Below are 16673 nucleotides of genomic sequence, written 5' to 3'. Positions count from 1 at the left end.
GACGCCTGGGCGGGTCGGGCGGGTCAGTCGACGTCGGCCTTCTCCAGGGTCTTCGTCACGTCCACGAAGCCCTTCTTGGCGGCCACGAGCCGGCCCTTCCGTACGGCCTGGAGGGTGACCTCGGCGTTGACCAGGCGGGGGAAGCCGATGGAGGCGAGCTGGTCGGTGAACTCCCAGCGGAGCGTCGGCGTGAGTCCGCCCGTGGTGACCTTCAGACCGTCGTCCAGGGCGCTCCGTACGGAGTTGGCGCTCACCTCGCCGCCGTCCAGCGACTCCACGGCCTGCCGGAACACGGTGTAGGCGATCCAGGCGGTCTGCACGCCGGTGTCGGTGGGGTCGATCCGGGTGTCGGAGAACGCCTCCTCGCTGATCACCTTCTTCATCGGCGCCCAGGCCGGGTCGCTCGTCACCGGGTACCAGCCGGTGACGTAAGCCCCCTCGAAGGGTCCGGAGGCGGCGCCGGCGGCGTTGATCACCGTCTGGTCGACGCTGCCGAGGACGGTGCCGGTGCGGATGCCGGGGTGGTCCTCGCGGGTGCGCCGGAAGGAGTCCATGAAGGTGGCGGTGCGGTCCCCGAGCGCGGTCACCACGCACCCCTTCCTGCCCCCGGCCGAGTCGCCGGTCGCGTTCTCCAGGGCGGCCTCGGCCTGCGTCCCGTACTCGGTGGCGTCCTCCGGCGCCCGCTGGTCCTCGGCCTTGTCGTGCCCGCCCGCGGTCAGTCCGGCGTCGAGCATCGGGGGCAGCGCGTCGCCGGCGATGGTGTCGGGGCGGACGAGCGAGACGGGACCGCAGGTCGTGCCGAGCTCCTTGCCGAGACCGGCCAGCAGCGAGGGCTGGCCGCCGTTGACGGGGTAGGACAGCGGGCTGGTGAACTCGGCGTTCGTGACGCCGTAGCCGCCTATGTAGGGGATGCCGGCGCCTTCCAGGTGCGGGAAGAAGGCGTCGGAGCGCTGACTGTAGGAGCCGACCACGGCGACCGCGTTCTCCTTGACGGCACGCCGGGCGCACGCCGCGGCGGACACCGCGTCGTTGTGGTCGTTGCAGGTCAGGACCTTGAGCTTGCGACCGTTCAGGCCGCCGTTCGCATTGACCCAGCGGGCGTAGGCGAGGGCGAAGGCGGGCATGCCCGGCTTGTTGGTGGCGGACGTCCCCTCGGGCGCCCACGTCATGACGACGATCGGGTCGTCCCCGGAGCCCCCCGAGACACCGGGGACGACCCCGCAGCCGACGGCGAGCGACGCGCAGGCGGCCAGGGCACCCGCCGAGAGGGCGGTCGCTCTGACGGACCTGGTGAAGCGGAAGGACCTGGGGAGGAAGGTGCTTCGCGTTGACGTGCGTCGCTTGCCGGTCATGGACACACACGATTTCGTCACATCACCAACCTGGGAGTGACCCACGGTCAACGGGTGGTGACGGCCAGGTGAATTGCAGGGGCACTTGAAGTACGTGGGACCGGGAAACGTACGATCCATGACCGTGCAAGGTTCGGAGAACTCTTCCCGTCGCGGCCGTCGCTCCCCCACCATGGGCGGCATGCCACTCAACGACATGCCGTGGTGGCGCTGGCGCAGCAATGTGCGCTCCGCGCTGCACATGCTCTCCGACCCGGTGTTCCAGCAGAACGTCTGGCTGGCCGGCGTCGAGGGGTACGGGGACGTCACCGACGCCGTGTACCGCCTCGTCGAGGACACCTGGCTCGACAACTGGTCCGCCGAGAAGTACGTCGGCACGATCTTCCGCGACTCGCAGGAGGCGGCCCTCGTCGACACCGCGGTGCTGCGGGTGCTGCGGATCATGCACCAGGTCGGGCCGGACGCCCAGGTCTCCGCGTACGTCGACCACGAGGCGTGGCCGGAGGCGGTGCGGGCGGCGCGGGACGCGCACGTGCGGATGGCGGCGAGCGACGGTGACGACGCCGACGCGCCGCCGCGCACCCTCGAGGTGTTGCGCATCATGACGCGGGCCGCGTAGGTCGCGAGCGGGTCCGGGGGCAGCGGGGCGGGCGCCGTGTTCCGTCCTGCGGGACGATTGCCCACGGCGTGGGCCGGTGTGCGACCCTGTCGGGCATGAACGCGCAGCCCACCCGAGCCGCGGCGACGGCCGACGACCAGTACGTCCTCACCCTTTCCTGCCCCGACAAGCAGGGCATCGTGCACGCCGTGTCGAGCTATCTCTTCATGACCGGCTGCAACATCGAGGACAGTCAGCAGTTCGGCGACCACGACACGGGTCTGTTCTTCCTGCGCGTCCACTTCTCGGCCGAGCCCCCGGTGACCGTGGACAAGCTCCGGGCGAGCTTCGCGGCGATCGGCGACTCCTTCCACATGGACTGGCAGCTCAACCGGGCCGACGAGAAGATGCGCGTCGTCCTGATGGTCAGCAAGTTCGGGCACTGCCTGAACGACCTGCTGTTCCGCGCCAGTATCGGCGCGCTGCCGGTGGAGATCGCGGCCGTGGTGTCCAACCACACCGACTTCGCCGAGCTGGTGGGCTCGTACAACATCCCCTTCCGCCACATCCCGGTGACGAGGGAGAACAAGGCGCAGGCCGAGGCGCAGCTGCTCGAGCTGGTGCGGGAGCAGGACGTCGAGCTGGTCGTCCTCGCCCGCTACATGCAGGTCCTCTCCGACGACCTGTGCAAGCAGCTCAGCGGCCGGATCATCAACATCCATCACTCCTTCCTGCCGAGTTTCAAGGGCGCCAAGCCGTACCACCAGGCGCACGCGCGGGGCGTGAAACTGATCGGGGCGACGGCGCACTATGTGACGGCCGACCTCGACGAGGGGCCGATCATCGAGCAGGAGGTCGAGCGCGTGGGGCACGGCGTCACGCCGGACCAGCTCGTCGCCGTCGGACGGGACGTGGAGTGCCAGGCGCTGGCGCGGGCCGTGAAGTGGCACGCGGAGCGGCGGATCCTGCTCAACGGGCGACGTACGGTCGTCTTCGCCTAGCCGTCGCGTCGCGCAGTCCCGCCGACGGCTCAGCCCCTGCACCCGGCTTCGTTCGGCTCCGCCCGGCTACATCCGGCTTCGTTCGGCCCCGCCCGGCTACATCCGGCTTCGTTCGGCCCCGCCCGGCTACATCCGGCTCAGCGACGCCGCCGCGAACAGCACGTCCCTGATCGCCTCGCGGTCGCCGAGCTGGCCCGCCGCGGCCTCCTCGGGGGAGACGTGGCCGGCGGCCAGGCGGCAGAACTCCACGTCGTCCAGGGCGACGTGGGCCACCTCGTGGTCGGCGGAGCCCACCGCACCCGGTGAGTCCAGCGGGATCAGCCACTGGCCGCCGCCCGAGCCCTCGATCTCCAGGCGCAGGCTGCGGCCGGGGCGGCCCGCGGTCACCAGGTGACGCGTGCGCGAGGGAGCGGCGAGCCCGGCGCGGCGGCGGGCCGCGAGGGTCTCGGGCAGCATCCGCGCGGCGAGGTCGATCATGCCGTGCAGGTGGCGTGGGGCGGGCGGTGCGTAGGGGTAGTCGACCGCTTCCGCGATGTCCTCGGCGTGCACCCAGCACTCGAAGGCGCGGTCCAGCATCGCGTCGCGCAGGGGCAGTTCGAAGCCGCCGTACGACACCGGCATGGTGCCGGGGCCTCCGCCGGTGAAGGACACCGTCCGCACGAGCGCGTGGGTCTGTTCGCGCCAGGGGCCGCGCACGGAACGGGTGGGCGGGAAGTGCGAGCCCGCCCAGAACGACTCGGTGCGCCGGGCCGGTGTGTCCACCGTCCCGCCCGGCGCGGGAGACCCGCCCCGCCCGTCGGTCTCGCCCGCACTGCTGCTCGTCCCGCCCGTCTTGTCTGTCCTGTCCGTCTCGTTCGTCCTGCCCGGCCCGTCGTCGGGGGCGAGCGGGGCCAGCGGGTCGTCCAGCCCCAGGGCGACGGCCACCAGCCCGTCCACGGCGAGGAGGTGGGCGATGACTCCGGCGACGGTGGTCCGGCGGCTCGTGGCGCCCTCGCCGCGGAACCAGCGCAGCCGCACCGGCGCGTGCCACTCGGCGTCCCCGAAGTCCTGGAGCAGGGCGTCGAGCCGCGCGGTCTCGGCGTCGTACGACGCCGCCCAGACGGGCACCGGGATGCGGGGCGGACGCCGGGCCAGGCAGCCGTCGAGGACGCGGGTGCGCAGGCCCGGGTCGAGGTCGAGGCTCTCCGGGCGCTGGAACAGGCCGACTGCCTCGCGCAGCCGCCGTGCCTCGTCCGCGCAGGCCCCGCAGTCGCCGAGGTGCTCCTCTACGGCCTCCGTCTCCTCGGCCGAGCAGGCCGCCAGCGCCCAGGCGCCCAGCAGGGACTTGAGCACCGGGTGCTCGAGCGTGAGCGGCCCCGGGCCGGCGGGTTCCGCCGGCGGCAGCGGCAGCCCGACGTCCTCCACGGAGGCGCGGGGGAGCGGGATGCGCGGCGGGCGGCCGGGGTCGCGGGCCGGAGGCGTGCCGTTCCGGCCACCGGAACCACCGCCGCCGAAGCGGCTCGGTCCGTTGTCGCTGCCGTCGCTGCCGTCGCTGCCGTCGCTGCCGTCGCTGCCGTCGCTGCCGTCGCTGCCGTCGTCGCCGGACGCCGTCGTCCTGCCCTCCTTCGGATCCCGTTCCTGATCCCGTTCCTGATCCCGGTCCTGGTCCCTCTTCATGTCCTCTTCGTCTCCGCCGTTCCCGGGCGGCGGGAACACGTTCTCGCCACTCACGCAGCACCTCCGTATCCGGGCGGTGCGCCGGGGGACGCGGAGTCGTGGGCGGTGGAGAGGAGCTGGAGGCCGAGGCGGAGCCGGCGGCGGGCCTCGTCCTCGGTGACGCCGAGGTCGACCGCGGTCTGGCGGTAGTCGCGCCGCTGGAAGTAGGCCAGTTCCAGGGCGGCGCGCAGCGGGGCGGGCATGGCCTGGACGATGTAGTCGGCGCGGGCGGCGACCGAGGCGTGCCGCACCCTGTGTTCCAGTTCCTCGGTCGCTTCGGCGGAGCCGGGGCCGGCCTCGGCCAGCGCGGCGGTCTCGGTGGCGCGCAGGCGCTGCACGGCGAGGCGGTGGGTCAACGCGGCGACCCAGGTGCGCAGCGGGCCCTGCTTCGGGTCGTAGGAGTCGGGGTGTTCCCAGACATGCGCGAAGACCTCGCGGGTGATCCCGTCGGCCGCCCGTTCGTCCCCGAGCACGCGATGGGCGAGACCGTGCACGAGCGAAGCGAACCGGTCATAGAGCTCGCCGAGGGCGGCCGCCTCACCGCGCGCGAGTCGTTGCTGCATCTTGCGGTCCCAGCGGGGCGGTGCGTCCTTCTTCGCCATGTGGCCCCCCCTTCACCCGTGCGCGTGTCTCTGACCGTGCGTGTGTCCAGCGTGCGTCCACCGTCACCTTGAATGTAGTCGGCACGTCCGACAACGCACGCCCCTTTGTTTCAATGTGCGCCCCCTGTCCGCGAGAGGGTGGTATGGGCGGTGCCTACCCGACAGACAAGGATCGAACCGGACGGGATGCGACTGGAACAAGCCTCTTTCTCTCTGTTTCTGTTTTTGCTTCGGCGTTTCGGGGCACGGCCGCTGGGCAGCCGCGCTGCAAGGAAGCGAAGGAGCAGCTTCCGTTTCCGCGAGCTACAGCGAGCGAAGGGCGTGGTGGTGGCCTTCAAAGTGACCGGCTTGGAGCAGGGCGGATGGGCCGTGCTCCATGTGTCGGGCGAGCTGGACCTGGTGACGTCGCCGGTGCTGCGGCAGAAGGTGCACGACGAGGTGGCCGAGGGGCGCCACAGTCTCGTCCTGGATCTCTCCGAGGTGTACTTCTGCGACTCCAGCGGCGTCGGCGTCCTCATCGCCTCGCGCCGCCTCATCCGCTCCTGCCGGGGACGCCTGCGCCTGATACTTCCCGCGCGGGGCGCGGCGGAGGGCTCCCACGTCAACCGGGTGCTGGGCGCGCTGGGCGTCCGCCGCCTCTTCGATGTCTACGGGGACCTCGCGGCGGCCGTGGACGACGGGACGGAGCCGCTCTCGGCGTAGGTCCGCGCGAGCCGACGGGGGGCTCGCTCCGCTACACCCTCGTCCCGGAATTCCCCCGGTCTTGGCACAGGCGCCGCTTTCCCGCCGCCCGGGAGTCGTCGGCGTCGTACGCTCCCTGCCGGAACCACTACCGGCAGCATCTCCACGCGATGACGTAAGGCGGCCCGAGAAGACATGGTCAGCAGTGAGTACGAACGCAGGATCGCCGCCCGGTTCGCCACCTTCGACCAGGACGGCAACGGCTATATCGACCGGGTGGACTTCGCCGCGGCGGCCAAGGCGCTGCTCGCCGAGTTCGGCACCGCGGCCCGGTCCGACAAGGGGCAGGCGCTGTACGCGGGCGCCGAGGCGTTCTGGCAGGGCATGGCCGGCATCGCCGACCGGGACGGCGACCAGCGCATCACCCGGGACGAGTTCGTGAACGGCGCGGTCAAGCGCCTGCGCGACAACCCGGAGCGGTTCGCCGAGATCGCCCGCCCCTTCCTGCACGCGGCCCTGGACATCGCCGACAGCGACGCCGACGGCCGGGCCACGGTCGCGGACACCGTACGGGTGCTCAGGGCGCTCGGAGCGCCCGAAGAGGTCGCCCGGGGGGCCGCCGCCGTCCTCGACGCCGACGCGGACGGCAAGGTCGGCGAGGCCGAGATCGTCCCCGCCTTCGCCCGCTACTTCACGGTCGCCGAGTAGCACACAGCCGACCGGCACACAGCCGACCGGCAGTCACCCGTGCAGAGGTCGCCGGTGCGGCAGTCACCCGTGCCGCAGTCACCCGTGCGGCAGTCACCCGTGCGGCAGTAACCCGTGCGGCAGTCACCCGTGCAGAGGTCGCCCGTGCAGAGGTCGCCCGTGCGGCAGTCACCCGGCAGAGGTCGCCCGAGCGGCAGCCACCCGAGCGGTACTCATCGGGAGAAGCGTTCGCGCAGCTTGTACTTCAGTACCTTTCGCAGTGTCTCGTTGCGCGGCAGGGCGTCCACCACCTCCAGCCGCTCCGGCAGCTTGTGGACCGACAGTCCGCCCGCGCGCAGATACGAGGTCATCGTCTCGAGCGTCAACGGTTCCCCGGTCCCCGGCGCCGGTTCCACCACCGCGCACACCAGCTCCCCGCGCTCCGCGTCGGGCAGGCCGACCACGGCCACGTCCCCGACGGCGGGGTGGGCGGCGAGCAGGTCCTCGATCTCCTTGGCCGACACGTTCTCCCCCTTGCGGATGATGACGTCCTTCAGCCGCCCGGTGAGGACCAGATGCCCGCTGTCGGTCACGTGCCCCAGGTCGCCGGTGCGCAGGAACCCCTCCGCGTCGAAGGCCTCGGCCGTCTGGGCGGGATCCAGGTACCCCTGGCACACGGCCTCCCCGCGCAGCCGCACCTCGCCCTCCACCACGCGTATCCGCATGCCCTGCGGTGGCCGGCCCTCCGTCGTCGCGAGGTTCTCCGCGGTGTCGTCCGGCGCCCCCATGGTGATCATCGGCACCTCGGTCATCCCGTACCCGTGGGTCAGCTGCACCCCCATCTCGCGCACGACGGAGTGGTACACCTCGGGCGGCTTGGGCGCTCCGCCGCCCGCGAGCAGCCGCAGCGAGGGGATCAGGGGCGCGTCCGGCCGCTTGCGCTGCTCGGCGAGGAACATCGAGTAGAACGCCGTCGAGCCGCCCGCGACCGTCACCCCGTGCCGTCGGTAGCCCTCCAGCGCGTCCGGCAGCGCGAAGTGCTCGAACATCACCGCGGGGAAGCCGTAGAGCAGCAGCATGACGGTGTAGTCGGGGCCGGCGATGTGGGCGTACGGGAACGCCATCGAGCCGACGTCGTCCGCGGTGAGGCGCAGCGCGTGGGCGAGGCAGGAGCCGCCCGCGATCAGCGAACGGTCGGTGTGCAGCACGCCCTTGGGGTCGGAGGTGGTGCCCGAGGTCCAGTAGATCCAGCGCACCGAGGTGCCCTCGGCGGGCGGCGGCGGAAGCACGGCCGGGTCCCCGTCCGGCAGCTCGTCGTACGCCTCGAAGACGCCCTTCGCGCCCAGCCGCCGTGCCATCTCGGCGTGGTCGAAGCCCCGCCAGACGCCGGGCACCGCGAAGAACTCCGCCTTCGACTCGCGCAGTGCGAAGCCGACCTCGCGGTCGCGGTAGAACGGGATGACGGGCGACTGCACGGCCCCCAGGCGGGCCAGCGCGAAGGACAGGACGGCCGTCTCCAGGCGGGTCGGCAGCTGCCAGGCGACGACCGTGCCGGGGCGTACGCCCATGTCGTGCAGCCCGGCCGCGACCCGCTCGGCGCGCTCGCGCAGCTCGCCGAAGGTCAGGGCCCGGTCGTCCTGGAGGAGGACCCGGCGGCCGGGGGTGCGGTCGGCGCGGCGGGCGAGCAGGTCCCAGAGGGTGCGGGACGCGCTCAGCTCGTGGGCGGTGGCGGTGGCGGTGGCGATGTCGTTCACGTCGGCCCCCTGGCGTAACTGACGGACTGTCAGATTTGGGCAGAGCGTAGGGCTGGTCGCCTTGTCGGTCCAGGGGGCGGGGGCTAGCCTGCTGGGGAGAGCCAATCTGACGGGTCATCAGATCGCTGCGGGGCGGCAGGCCGGAGAGCAGGCCGGCCGCACGGCAGGCCGGATGGCCGGTCGGGACGGCCCATCGGACAGGCGCACCGGACACGTCCATCGGACAACTGGCGTTCCGCCAGGCGGAGGGGAAGCCATGAGCACCGAACTGCCGCGCATCGTCAGCGTCGACGACCATGTGATCGAGCCCGCGCACCTCTTCGCGACCTGGCTGCCGCAGAAGTACCGGGACCGGGGCCCGCAACCCCTCACCGCCGGGATCGGCGAGCTCGCCTACGTCGCCGGGAAGTACCAGATCACGATGGACCCGGACGGTCAGCCCACCGACTGGTGGATCTACGAGGACCTGAAGTTCCCGTACAAGCGCAACATCGCCGCCGTCGGCTTCGACCGGGACGAGATGACGCTGGAGGGCATCACCCGGGAGCAGATGCGGCGCGGCTGCTGGGACCCGAAGGCCCGGCTGGCGGACATGGACCTCAACCATGTCGAGGCCTCCCTCTGCTTCCCCTCCTTCCCCCGCTTCTGCGGACAGACCTTCGCCGAAGCGCACGACAAGGAGGTCGCGCTGGCCTGTGTGCGCGCCTACAACGACTGGATGGTCGAGGAGTGGTGCGGGGACAGCGGCGGGCGGCTCATCCCGCTCTGCCTGATCCCGCTGTGGGACATCGACCTGGCGGTCGCCGAGATCCGGCGCAACGCGGCCCGCGGGGTGCGCGCGGTGACCTTCTCCGAGATCCCCAGCCACCTGGGGCTGCCGTCGATCCACTCGGGGTACTGGGACCCGTTCTTCGCGGTGTGCGAGGAGACCGGGACTGTCGTCAACATGCACATCGGTTCGTCCTCGCAGATGCCGGCCGCCTCGCCGGACGCGCCGCCGGCCGTCCAGGCGTCCCTTTCGTTCAACAACGCGATGGCCTCGATGATGGACTTCCTCTTCAGCGGGGTGCTGGTGAAGTTCCCGCGCCTCAAACTCGCCTACTCCGAGGGTCAGATGGGCTGGATCCCGTACGCCCTGGAGCGTGCCGACGACGTCTGGGAGGAGCACCGCGCGTGGGGCGGGGTCAGGGACATCGTCCCCGAGCCGCCGTCCACGTACTACTACCGGCAGATCTTCTGCTGCTTCTTCCGCGACAAGCACGGGGTCGCGTCCCTGGACGTCGTGGGGCGCGACAACGCGACCTTCGAGACCGACTACCCGCACGTCGACTCGACCTTCCCGCACACCAAGGAGGTCGCCCTCGACCACGTCAAGGGCCTCGACGACGAGACGGTCTACAAGCTCATGCGGGGCAACGCGATCCGCATGCTGGACCTGGACCTCGACAAGTAGCCGGGACGGGGACCAGGACCATGGACCTCGCGGACAGCCCCGAGGACGCGGGGTTCCGGGCCCGGCTGCGCGAATGGCTCGGCAAGGTGCTGCCCACGCTCCCGCCGAAGCCGTCCCCGGACGACTGGCCCGGCCGCCGGGCCTACGACCTCGGCTGGCAGCGGACGCTGTACGACGCCGGGTACGCCGATGTGCACTGGCAGGCCTCGCCGGGCGTCCGCCTGATCTTCCTGGAGGAGACGGAGAAGGCGGGCGCGCCCTATGTGGGGGCCGGCTTCGTCGGGCTGCTGCACGCCGGGCCGACGATCGCCGCCGAGGGAACGGCCGAACAGCGGGCACGCTGGCTGCCGCCCATCCTGCGCGGCGAGGAGGTGTGGTGCCAGGGCTTCAGCGAGCCCGACGCCGGGTCGGACCTCGCGGCGCTGCGCACGCGCGCGTGGCGCGACGGCGACGACTACGTGGTGAGCGGGTCCAAGATCTGGACCTCGCACGCGGAGGTCGCCGACTGGTGCGAACTGCTGGTCCGCACGGATCCGGGTGCACCGAAGCACAAGGGCATCACCTGGCTGGCCATGCCCATGGACGCCCCGGGCATCACCGTACGGCCGCTGCGCACCCTCGCCGGATCCGCCGAGTTCGCCGAGGTGTTCCTCGACGAGGTGCGGGTGCCGGTCACCCATCGGGTGGGGGAGGAGAACGACGGCTGGCGGGTGACGATGGTGACGCTGTCGTTCGAGCGCGGCACCGCCTTCGTGGGCGAGGTCGTCGCCTGCCGGCGCGTGCTGGGCGAACTCGCCGTGGAGGCACGGAGGAACGGCCGCTGGGACGATCCCGCCCTGCGGCGGCGGCTGGGCGCCCTCAACGCCGAGTTCCGGGCGCTCTGGCGGCTGACGCAGTGGAACGTGAGCGAGGCGGAGGCCAAGGGCGGCCTGCCGGGCGTCGGGGGTTCGGTTTTCAAACTGAGGTACTCGCAGGCCCGCCAGGAGCTGTACGACACGGCCGCCGACGTCCTGGGCGACGAGTCCCTCGACGCCGGCCGCCCGTGGGTCCACGACCGGCTGTCCTCCCTCTCGTACACCATCGCGGCCGGAACCTCCCAGATCCAGCGGAACATCGTGGCCGAACGGATCCTGGGTCTGCCGAAGGGACGGTGAACTCTCCGACATGCGTTTTCGACTGACGCAGGACCAGCGGGCCCTGCGTGACGGGATGCGGGAGCTGGTGGCGCGCCGCTTCGACCGGGCGGCGCTGCGGGCCGCCGTGGACCGGCCGGGGCGGCTGGACCGGGCGCTGTGGCGGGAGCTGGGGGCGGCCGGTTTCTTCGCGCTGCGGCTGCCCGAGGCGGACGGCGGGGTCGGACTCGGGCTGCCCGAGACCGTGTTGGCGTTCGAGGAGGCCGGCCGGGCCCTGTTGCCGGGGCCGCTGGTGGCCACCCACCTCGCGGCGGGCCGCGTGCCCGGCGCGGCCGACGGGGAGACGGTCGTGGCGGCCGTGGACGGCGGCGGACTGGTGGAGTGGCTGACGGAGGCGGACGTCGTGTGCGGAGAGACCGGCGGGGCCGTGCCGCTGCGGTCGGTGGACCCGCTGACACCGCTGCACCGGGTTCCGGGCGCCTCGGCGGCCGTCGATCCCGTCGCCGTTCTCCTCACCGCGGCGGAGCAGCTCGGCACGGCCACGCGCGCGTGCGAGCTGGCCGTGCAACACGCCCGGGCGCGCGAACAGTTCGGGCAGCCGATCGGCGCCTTCCAGGCGGTCAAGCATCTGTGCGCGGAACTTCTGGTGCGGGTCGAGGTGGCCCGCGCGGCGGTCTACGCGGCCGCCGTCACCGCCGACCCGGCCGACATCGCGGCCGCCCGGCTGCTCGCCGACGAGGCTGCCGTACGCGGCGCGCGCGACTGCCTCCAGGTGCACGGCGGCATGGGCTTCACCTGGGAGGCGGACGTACATCTGCTGCTCAAGCGGGCCTGGCTGCGCACCCGGCGTGCGGGCGGCGGCACGGAGAGTGAGGAGCTGCTCGCGGCCGACCTGCTGTCCGGGGCGGGCGGTTAGCGGCGCCCGCCTGCGGTGAAGGCGGGGGCCGCGCGGGGACGGCCGTACGGATGTCGCGGATTGTGGCATACCGGAATCACGGAGCGTTGATACCGGGTTGTGTCCGATGCGTGACCCGTCACGGCCCGGAGTCGGCGGGCCTCTCCGGTACCTTCTGTGGGATGCGAGTGGTTCCGAGCACGAGCCATGCCGACGGTGCCCCTGGGGCGGTGCCGGATCCGGCGGTGCGCGCCGCCGCTCGCAGGGCGGACGGGCTTCTGGCGCCCGCCTGTTCGACTCCCCGCAACGAGCGTCGCACAGTATGCCGCACGGGTACTCCTTCGCGCTGGAATATGCCCGAAGCGCTTGTTGAGGTGACTGTATGTCAACCAAGCTGTCTCGTAAGGGATTCACGTTCCGTCACCCTGCCTCTGGCTGTTGTCCTGGCCATGCAGAAAATGGCTACGATCGTGGCCCCCGTCGTCATGGTGCACACGCGGCTCGCGTGGCTTGCGTGGCGCACGGCCATGTGTCCGCCGGTTCGGATGGTGTGAGCGGTGCAGGTGCTTCAAGTGCAGCTGGAGATCCGGCCCGACCCCGCTGAGGTGGGGCGCGCCCGCAGGTGGGCCCGCTCGCGCCTCGCCGGGTCCGGAATAGGGGACGAGGAGCCGCTCGCCGAGACGCTGATCCTGCTCGTCTCCGAACTGGTCACCAACGCCGTGGTGCACACCGGCTGTCCGGCCGTGCTGCGGCTCTCCCTGCCGGGCGGGACGGCCGAGCCGTCCACCGTCCGTCTGGAGGTCGCCGACACCAGCGACCGGGCGCCCGTGCCCCGGTGTGCCGGCGACGAGGCGACCGGTGGCCGTGGTCTGGCCCTGGTCGACGGCCTCGCGGACCGCTGGGGCTGGAGCGTCGAGGGTGCGGGCAAGCGCATCTGGTGCGAACTGGACCGCTGTGCGCGGGCCGGTGGGACCGAGGCGGACCACGGGGGCACGGAGGAGTGCCGGGGCGCGGTCCCGGCGGCGTCCGAGCCGGCTTACGGAGGGCTCGCCTACGAGGTCGTCTGAGCGGCGACCGGGCGTCGGGCTGCCGGTGATGCGGGCGATGTGACCGCCCGGGTGACCGGCGATGTGACCGGCGATGTGACCGGCCGGGTGGCCGGTGCTGTGGGCGGCGGGCGAGGGCGCACGGGTACGGAGCGCCCCGCGGCTCGCGGTGCACGGGCGCAGAAAGCGCTGTCGCGAACGGTCCGGGTCGGCATCGGTGCGCCCGGCTGTGCTTCCGTGCGCGCCCACCACAAAGGGGACTTAAGTAATAAATCGCCGTCCAGGTGTTGACGCGACGTGTCCATTTGATCACGCTTGTGGTCAGCGATTCGCCGAGAGGGGACGACGAGGGCTTCGGTGACGGAGGCTCTCGCCGAGTGCGGGTCGTGATTCGGCGCCGGCTCCCTCAGGGCCGAGGGGAGTCGGTGGGGGTCCCTCCCGCTCGGGCGATGCCGGGAGTGGGGGAGGGTGCGCCGGAGTCGGATGGCGGTGCGCGGTGCCGTGCTCGGGGCGGGCAGCCGCGCGCCGCCAGCCGACGTGAGGGGTGCGCCCGTTCCTACAGCACCGCCACGGGGGCCACCGGGGTACCCGTCCCGCCGACGAACGGCTCGGGCATCGCCGACAGCAGGAACGCGTAGCGGCCCGTTTGTCCACAGGCTGTGGACAACTTTTCGAGATTCCAGTTCTGGCCCTGGAGCATCCCCATCTCCACCAGGTCCAGCGCGTGTACCGGCAGCCACAGGTCGTCGATCTCGGGCGGGAAGATCTCGAACGTGAGGGTGTCGTTGGCGACCGCCGCCACATCGCGCGCGTGGAACCACTCCGGCGTACGGACCGAAAGACCCGGTGACGGATAGCCGTACCCCTGCTTGTCGCCGGCCAGATAGACCTGCACCTGCCCGGTGCGTACGAGCACGATGTCCCCGGCGCGCACGCGTACGCCGGCCAGTTCCTCGGCCGCCGCAAGGTCCTCCGGGGTGACCGCGTGCCCGCCCTCCAGCCGGTCGACGCCACGCGCGCGTGCCACGTCGAGAAGCACCCCGCGCGAGACGATGTGCCGCGCTTTGTCGATGCCGCTGAACTCGGCGCCGCCGTGCGGGGTGACGGTGGTGGCCGGGCGGCCGTTGTAGAGCTTCCCCGAGTGCGAGACATGGGTCAGCGCGTCCCAGTGGGTGCCGGCCTGGAGGCCCATGGTCACGGCGTCGTCGCTGCACGCCACGGTGCCCGGACCGAAGATCTCCTGGTTGATCTGCACCATGGTGTGCAGGGGGTTGACCCGCCCCGGGATCATCCCCGTCTGGACGCCGTCCTCCCGCAGAGGCAGCGCGAGCGGGACGCGGCGGCCGGTGCGGACCTCGGCGGCGGCCGCGCGGACGACGTCGTCGGTGATGAGGTTCAGGGTGCCGATCTCGTCGTCGGCCCCCCAGCGCCCCCAGTTGTTGACGCGCTCGGCGATGTCGTGGAACTCGACCGGCAGTGTCATTCCGTGCCTCCCCGGGGCTTGTCCCCGACCGACGGACGGGTCAATGTAGACCTCGAATCTCAAATCTAACGGTCCGTCAGAAACTGTGGGAGGGGGCCGGACGTGGGGAACTTCCTGACCGGCAAGGTCGTCGCTGTCACGGGGGCGGGACGAGGCATCGGGCGGGCGGTGGCGCTCGCGGCCGCCGCCGAGGGCGCGCGGGTCGTCGTCAACGACTACGGGGTCTCGGTGGACGGCGCCTCACCCACCAGCGAGGTCGCCGAGTCCGTCGTCAAGGAGATCGAGGCGGCGGGCGGGGAGGCGGTCGCCGTCGGCGACGACATCTCGACGATGGCCGGCGGACAGCGGGTCGTCGACACCGCGCTGGCGTCGTACGGACGGCTCGACGGGGTCGTGTGCGTCGCCGGGATCCTGCGGGAGCGGATGCTGTTCAACATGTCCGAGGCGGAGTGGGACCCGGTCGTCGCCACCCATCTCAAGGGCACGTTCACCGTGTTCCGGGCCGCGTCGGCCGTGATGCGCGGACAGCGCTCCGGCACGCTGGTCGGCTTCACCAGCGGCAACCACCAGGGCTCGGTCTCGCAGGCCAACTACAGCGCCGCCAAGGGCGGGATCATCTCGCTGGTACGGAGCGCCGCGCTGGGTCTGCACAAGTACGGGGTGACCGCCAACGCGGTGGCCCCCGTGGCCCGTACCCGGATGTCCGCCGGCGTGCCCATGGAGCTGGCGGAGATCGGTGAACCCGAGGACGTGGCCGCGTTCGTGGTCTATCTGCTGTCGGACCGGGCGCGGGAGGCGGGGGTCACCGGGCAGGTGTACACCGTCGCGGGGCCGAAGATCGCGGTGTGGGCGCAGCCCAGTGAACTGCGTTCGGCTTACGCGGAGGGGGGTTCCTGGACGCCTGAGCGGATCGCGGAGGTGTTGCCGACGACGGTGGGGGTCGATCCGATGCCGATGCTCGCGCGGCTGGAGGAGATGGCCCGAGCCGCGCGGGAGGGAAGCCGGCCCAACGCCCAGTAGCCCGGGGGTGCGCGTGGATGGCGGGTGCGGGTGCGTCGGGGCTGGTCGCGCAGTTCCCCGCGCCCCTGAGGTACCTGCGGTCACCCCTTCTCGAGGAGGTCAGCGTGGATTTCGGTTTCACCCCGGCGGACGACTCCTTCCGCGTCGAAGCACGTGACTGGTTGGCCGCACACGCTCCGCGAGCCGCCGATCGGCGGGCCTGGGAGCGGGCGCTCGGGGCGGCCGGGTGGATCGGGATCGGTTGGGGGGAGGGCGGGTACGGCAACCGGACCGCGACCCTCACGCAACAGGTCGCCTGGGCCGAGGAGTACGCCCGGTCGGGGGCCCCGGCCCGCTCCGGGCACATCGGGGAGAACCTGCTCGCGCCGACCCTCCTCGCGCACGGCACGGCGGAGCAGAAGGCGCGCTTCCTGCCGCCGGTCGCCGCCGGCGCCGAGCTGTGGTGCCAGGGGTACAGCGAGCCGGACGCCGGATCCGACCTGGCCGGAGTCCGTACGAAAGCCGAACTCGCCTCCGACGGACGGTCGTACCGCGTCACCGGGCAGAAGATCTGGACCTCGCTCGCCCAGGAGGCCGACTGGTGTTTCGTGCTCGCCCGCACCGATCCGAAGTCCCGACGGCACCACGGACTGACCTTCCTCCTCGTCCCCATGGACCAGCCGGGACGGATCGAGGTGCGGCCCATCCGGCAGCTGACCGGCACGAGCGACTTCAACGAGGTCTTCTTCGACGGGGCGCACGCGCGCGTGGAGCACGTCGTCGGCGCGGCGGGCGACGGCTGGCGGGTGGCGATGAGCCTCCTCGGTTTCGAACGCGGGGTGTCGACCCTCGCCCAGCAGATCGGCTTCGCCCAGGAGCTGGAGCGGGTCGTGCGTACGGCGGTGCGGACGGGCGCGGCCGACGACCCCGTCGTACGCGAGCGGCTGGTGCGGCTGTGGGCCGAGCTGCGCACCATGCGGTGGAACGCGTTGCGGACGCTGGGAGGCTCCGGCGGGCCGGGCGCGCCCAGCGTGGCGAAGCTGCTGTGGGCGGGCTGGCATCAGCGGCTGGGGGAGGCGGCGGTGCAGGTGCGGGGGGCGGCGGCGAGTGCCGGGCCCGCGGACTGGTCGCCGTCCTCACCGTACGAACTCGACGACGCGCAGCACCTGTTCCTGTTCTCCCGGGCCGACACGATCTACGGCGGCTCGGACCAGATCCAGCGCACGATCATCGCCGAGCGGGTGCTCGGCCTGCCCAGGCAGCCCAAGGGATAGCGGACCGGACGGAGGGGACG

At 72.1% G+C, this 16673-nt stretch carries 15 protein-coding genes; 10 read left to right on the top strand and 5 right to left on the bottom strand.

The window, feature by feature from the left end; all coding sequences use genetic code 11:
* Positions 1-23 precede the first annotated feature (23 nt).
* Positions 24-1352 (bottom strand): ABC transporter substrate-binding protein, encoded by a 1329-nt coding sequence (locus ACFWBD_RS06135; protein WP_385663300.1) that lies wholly within the window; start codon positions 1350-1352, stop codon positions 24-26.
* Between the two features lie 118 nt (positions 1353-1470).
* Here ACFWBD_RS06135 and ACFWBD_RS06130 point away from each other — a divergent pair, with 118 nt between their 5' ends.
* On the top strand, positions 1471-1971 hold the full coding sequence (locus tag ACFWBD_RS06130; protein ID WP_383475648.1) for a hypothetical protein: 501 nt from the start codon (positions 1471-1473) through the stop codon (positions 1969-1971).
* A gap of 95 nt (positions 1972-2066) precedes the next feature.
* Positions 2067-2951 carry a formyltetrahydrofolate deformylase gene (purU, locus tag ACFWBD_RS06125; RefSeq protein WP_385663296.1) on the top strand — a complete coding sequence of 295 codons (885 nt, stop codon included), beginning with the start codon at positions 2067-2069 and terminating at the stop codon, positions 2949-2951.
* A 126-nt stretch (positions 2952-3077) separates the two neighbouring features.
* On the opposite strand, the gene ACFWBD_RS06120 is transcribed toward purU, so the two are convergent.
* Both ACFWBD_RS06120 and ACFWBD_RS06115 read right to left on the bottom strand, forming a co-directional pair.
* On the bottom strand, positions 3078-4661 hold the full coding sequence (locus ACFWBD_RS06120; protein ID WP_385663293.1) for an anti-sigma factor family protein: 1584 nt from the start codon (positions 4659-4661) through the stop codon (positions 3078-3080).
* Positions 4658-5248 (bottom strand): RNA polymerase sigma factor, encoded by a 591-nt coding sequence (locus tag ACFWBD_RS06115; RefSeq protein WP_385663290.1) that lies wholly within the window; start codon positions 5246-5248, stop codon positions 4658-4660. Before ACFWBD_RS06115 ends, ACFWBD_RS06120 begins: the two co-directional genes overlap by 4 nt.
* A 321-nt stretch (positions 5249-5569) precedes the next feature.
* Here ACFWBD_RS06115 and ACFWBD_RS06110 point away from each other — a divergent pair, with 321 nt between their 5' ends.
* Positions 5570-5950 (top strand): STAS domain-containing protein, encoded by a 381-nt coding sequence (locus ACFWBD_RS06110; protein ID WP_385663287.1) that lies wholly within the window; start codon positions 5570-5572, stop codon positions 5948-5950.
* 174 nt (positions 5951-6124) lie between these two features.
* Positions 6125-6637, top strand: coding sequence for an EF-hand domain-containing protein (locus ACFWBD_RS06105; protein ID WP_385663285.1), 513 nt, complete (start codon positions 6125-6127; stop codon positions 6635-6637).
* A 212-nt stretch (positions 6638-6849) separates the two neighbouring features.
* On the opposite strand, the gene ACFWBD_RS06100 is transcribed toward ACFWBD_RS06105, so the two are convergent.
* Positions 6850-8370 carry a class I adenylate-forming enzyme family protein gene (locus tag ACFWBD_RS06100; RefSeq protein ID WP_385663282.1) on the bottom strand — a complete coding sequence of 507 codons (1521 nt, stop codon included), beginning with the start codon at positions 8368-8370 and terminating at the stop codon, positions 6850-6852.
* Between the two features lie 256 nt (positions 8371-8626).
* On the opposite strand from ACFWBD_RS06100, the gene ACFWBD_RS06095 reads away from it, so the two are divergent.
* The 4 genes from ACFWBD_RS06095 to ACFWBD_RS06080 all read left to right on the top strand — a co-directional run bounded on the left by ACFWBD_RS06095 (position 8627) and on the right by ACFWBD_RS06080 (position 12918).
* Entirely contained in the window at positions 8627-9823 is a 1197-nt protein-coding gene (locus ACFWBD_RS06095; protein ID WP_385663279.1) for an amidohydrolase family protein, read from the top strand.
* A 20-nt stretch (positions 9824-9843) separates the two neighbouring features.
* On the top strand, positions 9844-10977 hold the full coding sequence (locus ACFWBD_RS06090; protein ID WP_385663275.1) for an acyl-CoA dehydrogenase family protein: 1134 nt from the start codon (positions 9844-9846) through the stop codon (positions 10975-10977).
* A gap of 10 nt (positions 10978-10987) precedes the next feature.
* Positions 10988-11872 carry an acyl-CoA dehydrogenase family protein gene (locus ACFWBD_RS06085; protein ID WP_385663272.1) on the top strand — a complete coding sequence of 295 codons (885 nt, stop codon included), beginning with the start codon at positions 10988-10990 and terminating at the stop codon, positions 11870-11872.
* Between the two features lie 551 nt (positions 11873-12423).
* A complete protein-coding gene (locus tag ACFWBD_RS06080) occupies positions 12424-12918 on the top strand; it encodes an ATP-binding protein (protein WP_385663618.1) in 495 nt (164 codons plus the stop codon).
* Between the two features lie 535 nt (positions 12919-13453).
* Here the strand turns inward: ACFWBD_RS06080 and ACFWBD_RS06075 are convergent.
* A complete protein-coding gene (locus tag ACFWBD_RS06075) occupies positions 13454-14380 on the bottom strand; it encodes a cyclase family protein (protein WP_385663269.1) in 927 nt (308 codons plus the stop codon).
* Between the two features lie 102 nt (positions 14381-14482).
* On the opposite strand from ACFWBD_RS06075, the gene ACFWBD_RS06070 reads away from it, so the two are divergent.
* Both ACFWBD_RS06070 and ACFWBD_RS06065 read left to right on the top strand, forming a co-directional pair.
* Positions 14483-15400, top strand: coding sequence for an SDR family NAD(P)-dependent oxidoreductase (locus ACFWBD_RS06070; protein WP_385663266.1), 918 nt, complete (start codon positions 14483-14485; stop codon positions 15398-15400).
* 104 nt (positions 15401-15504) lie between these two features.
* Positions 15505-16653, top strand: a complete 1149-nt coding sequence (locus ACFWBD_RS06065) for an acyl-CoA dehydrogenase family protein (protein WP_385663263.1) — start codon at positions 15505-15507, stop codon at positions 16651-16653.
* Positions 16654-16673 lie beyond the last annotated feature (20 nt).

The sequence above is a fragment of the Streptomyces sp. NPDC060002 genome (assembly GCF_042737245.1).
Classification (GTDB): domain Bacteria; phylum Actinomycetota; class Actinomycetes; order Streptomycetales; family Streptomycetaceae; genus Streptomyces.
This window is presented reverse-complemented; position numbering and strand designations above follow the sequence as displayed.

Coding starts and splice junctions, on each gene's coding strand:
- ACFWBD_RS06135 (WP_385663300.1), bottom strand. CDS start 1,352: ATGACCGGCAAGCGACGCACGTCAACGCGAAGCACCTTCCTCCCCAGG.
- ACFWBD_RS06130 (WP_383475648.1), top strand. CDS start 1,471: ATGACCGTGCAAGGTTCGGAGAACTCTTCCCGTCGCGGCCGTCGCTCC.
- purU (WP_385663296.1), top strand. CDS start 2,067: ATGAACGCGCAGCCCACCCGAGCCGCGGCGACGGCCGACGACCAGTAC.
- ACFWBD_RS06115 (WP_385663290.1), bottom strand. CDS start 5,248: ATGGCGAAGAAGGACGCACCGCCCCGCTGGGACCGCAAGATGCAGCAA.
- ACFWBD_RS06105 (WP_385663285.1), top strand. CDS start 6,125: ATGGTCAGCAGTGAGTACGAACGCAGGATCGCCGCCCGGTTCGCCACC.
- ACFWBD_RS06095 (WP_385663279.1), top strand. CDS start 8,627: ATGAGCACCGAACTGCCGCGCATCGTCAGCGTCGACGACCATGTGATC.
- ACFWBD_RS06090 (WP_385663275.1), top strand. CDS start 9,844: ATGGACCTCGCGGACAGCCCCGAGGACGCGGGGTTCCGGGCCCGGCTG.
- ACFWBD_RS06085 (WP_385663272.1), top strand. CDS start 10,988: ATGCGTTTTCGACTGACGCAGGACCAGCGGGCCCTGCGTGACGGGATG.
- ACFWBD_RS06075 (WP_385663269.1), bottom strand. CDS start 14,380: ATGACACTGCCGGTCGAGTTCCACGACATCGCCGAGCGCGTCAACAAC.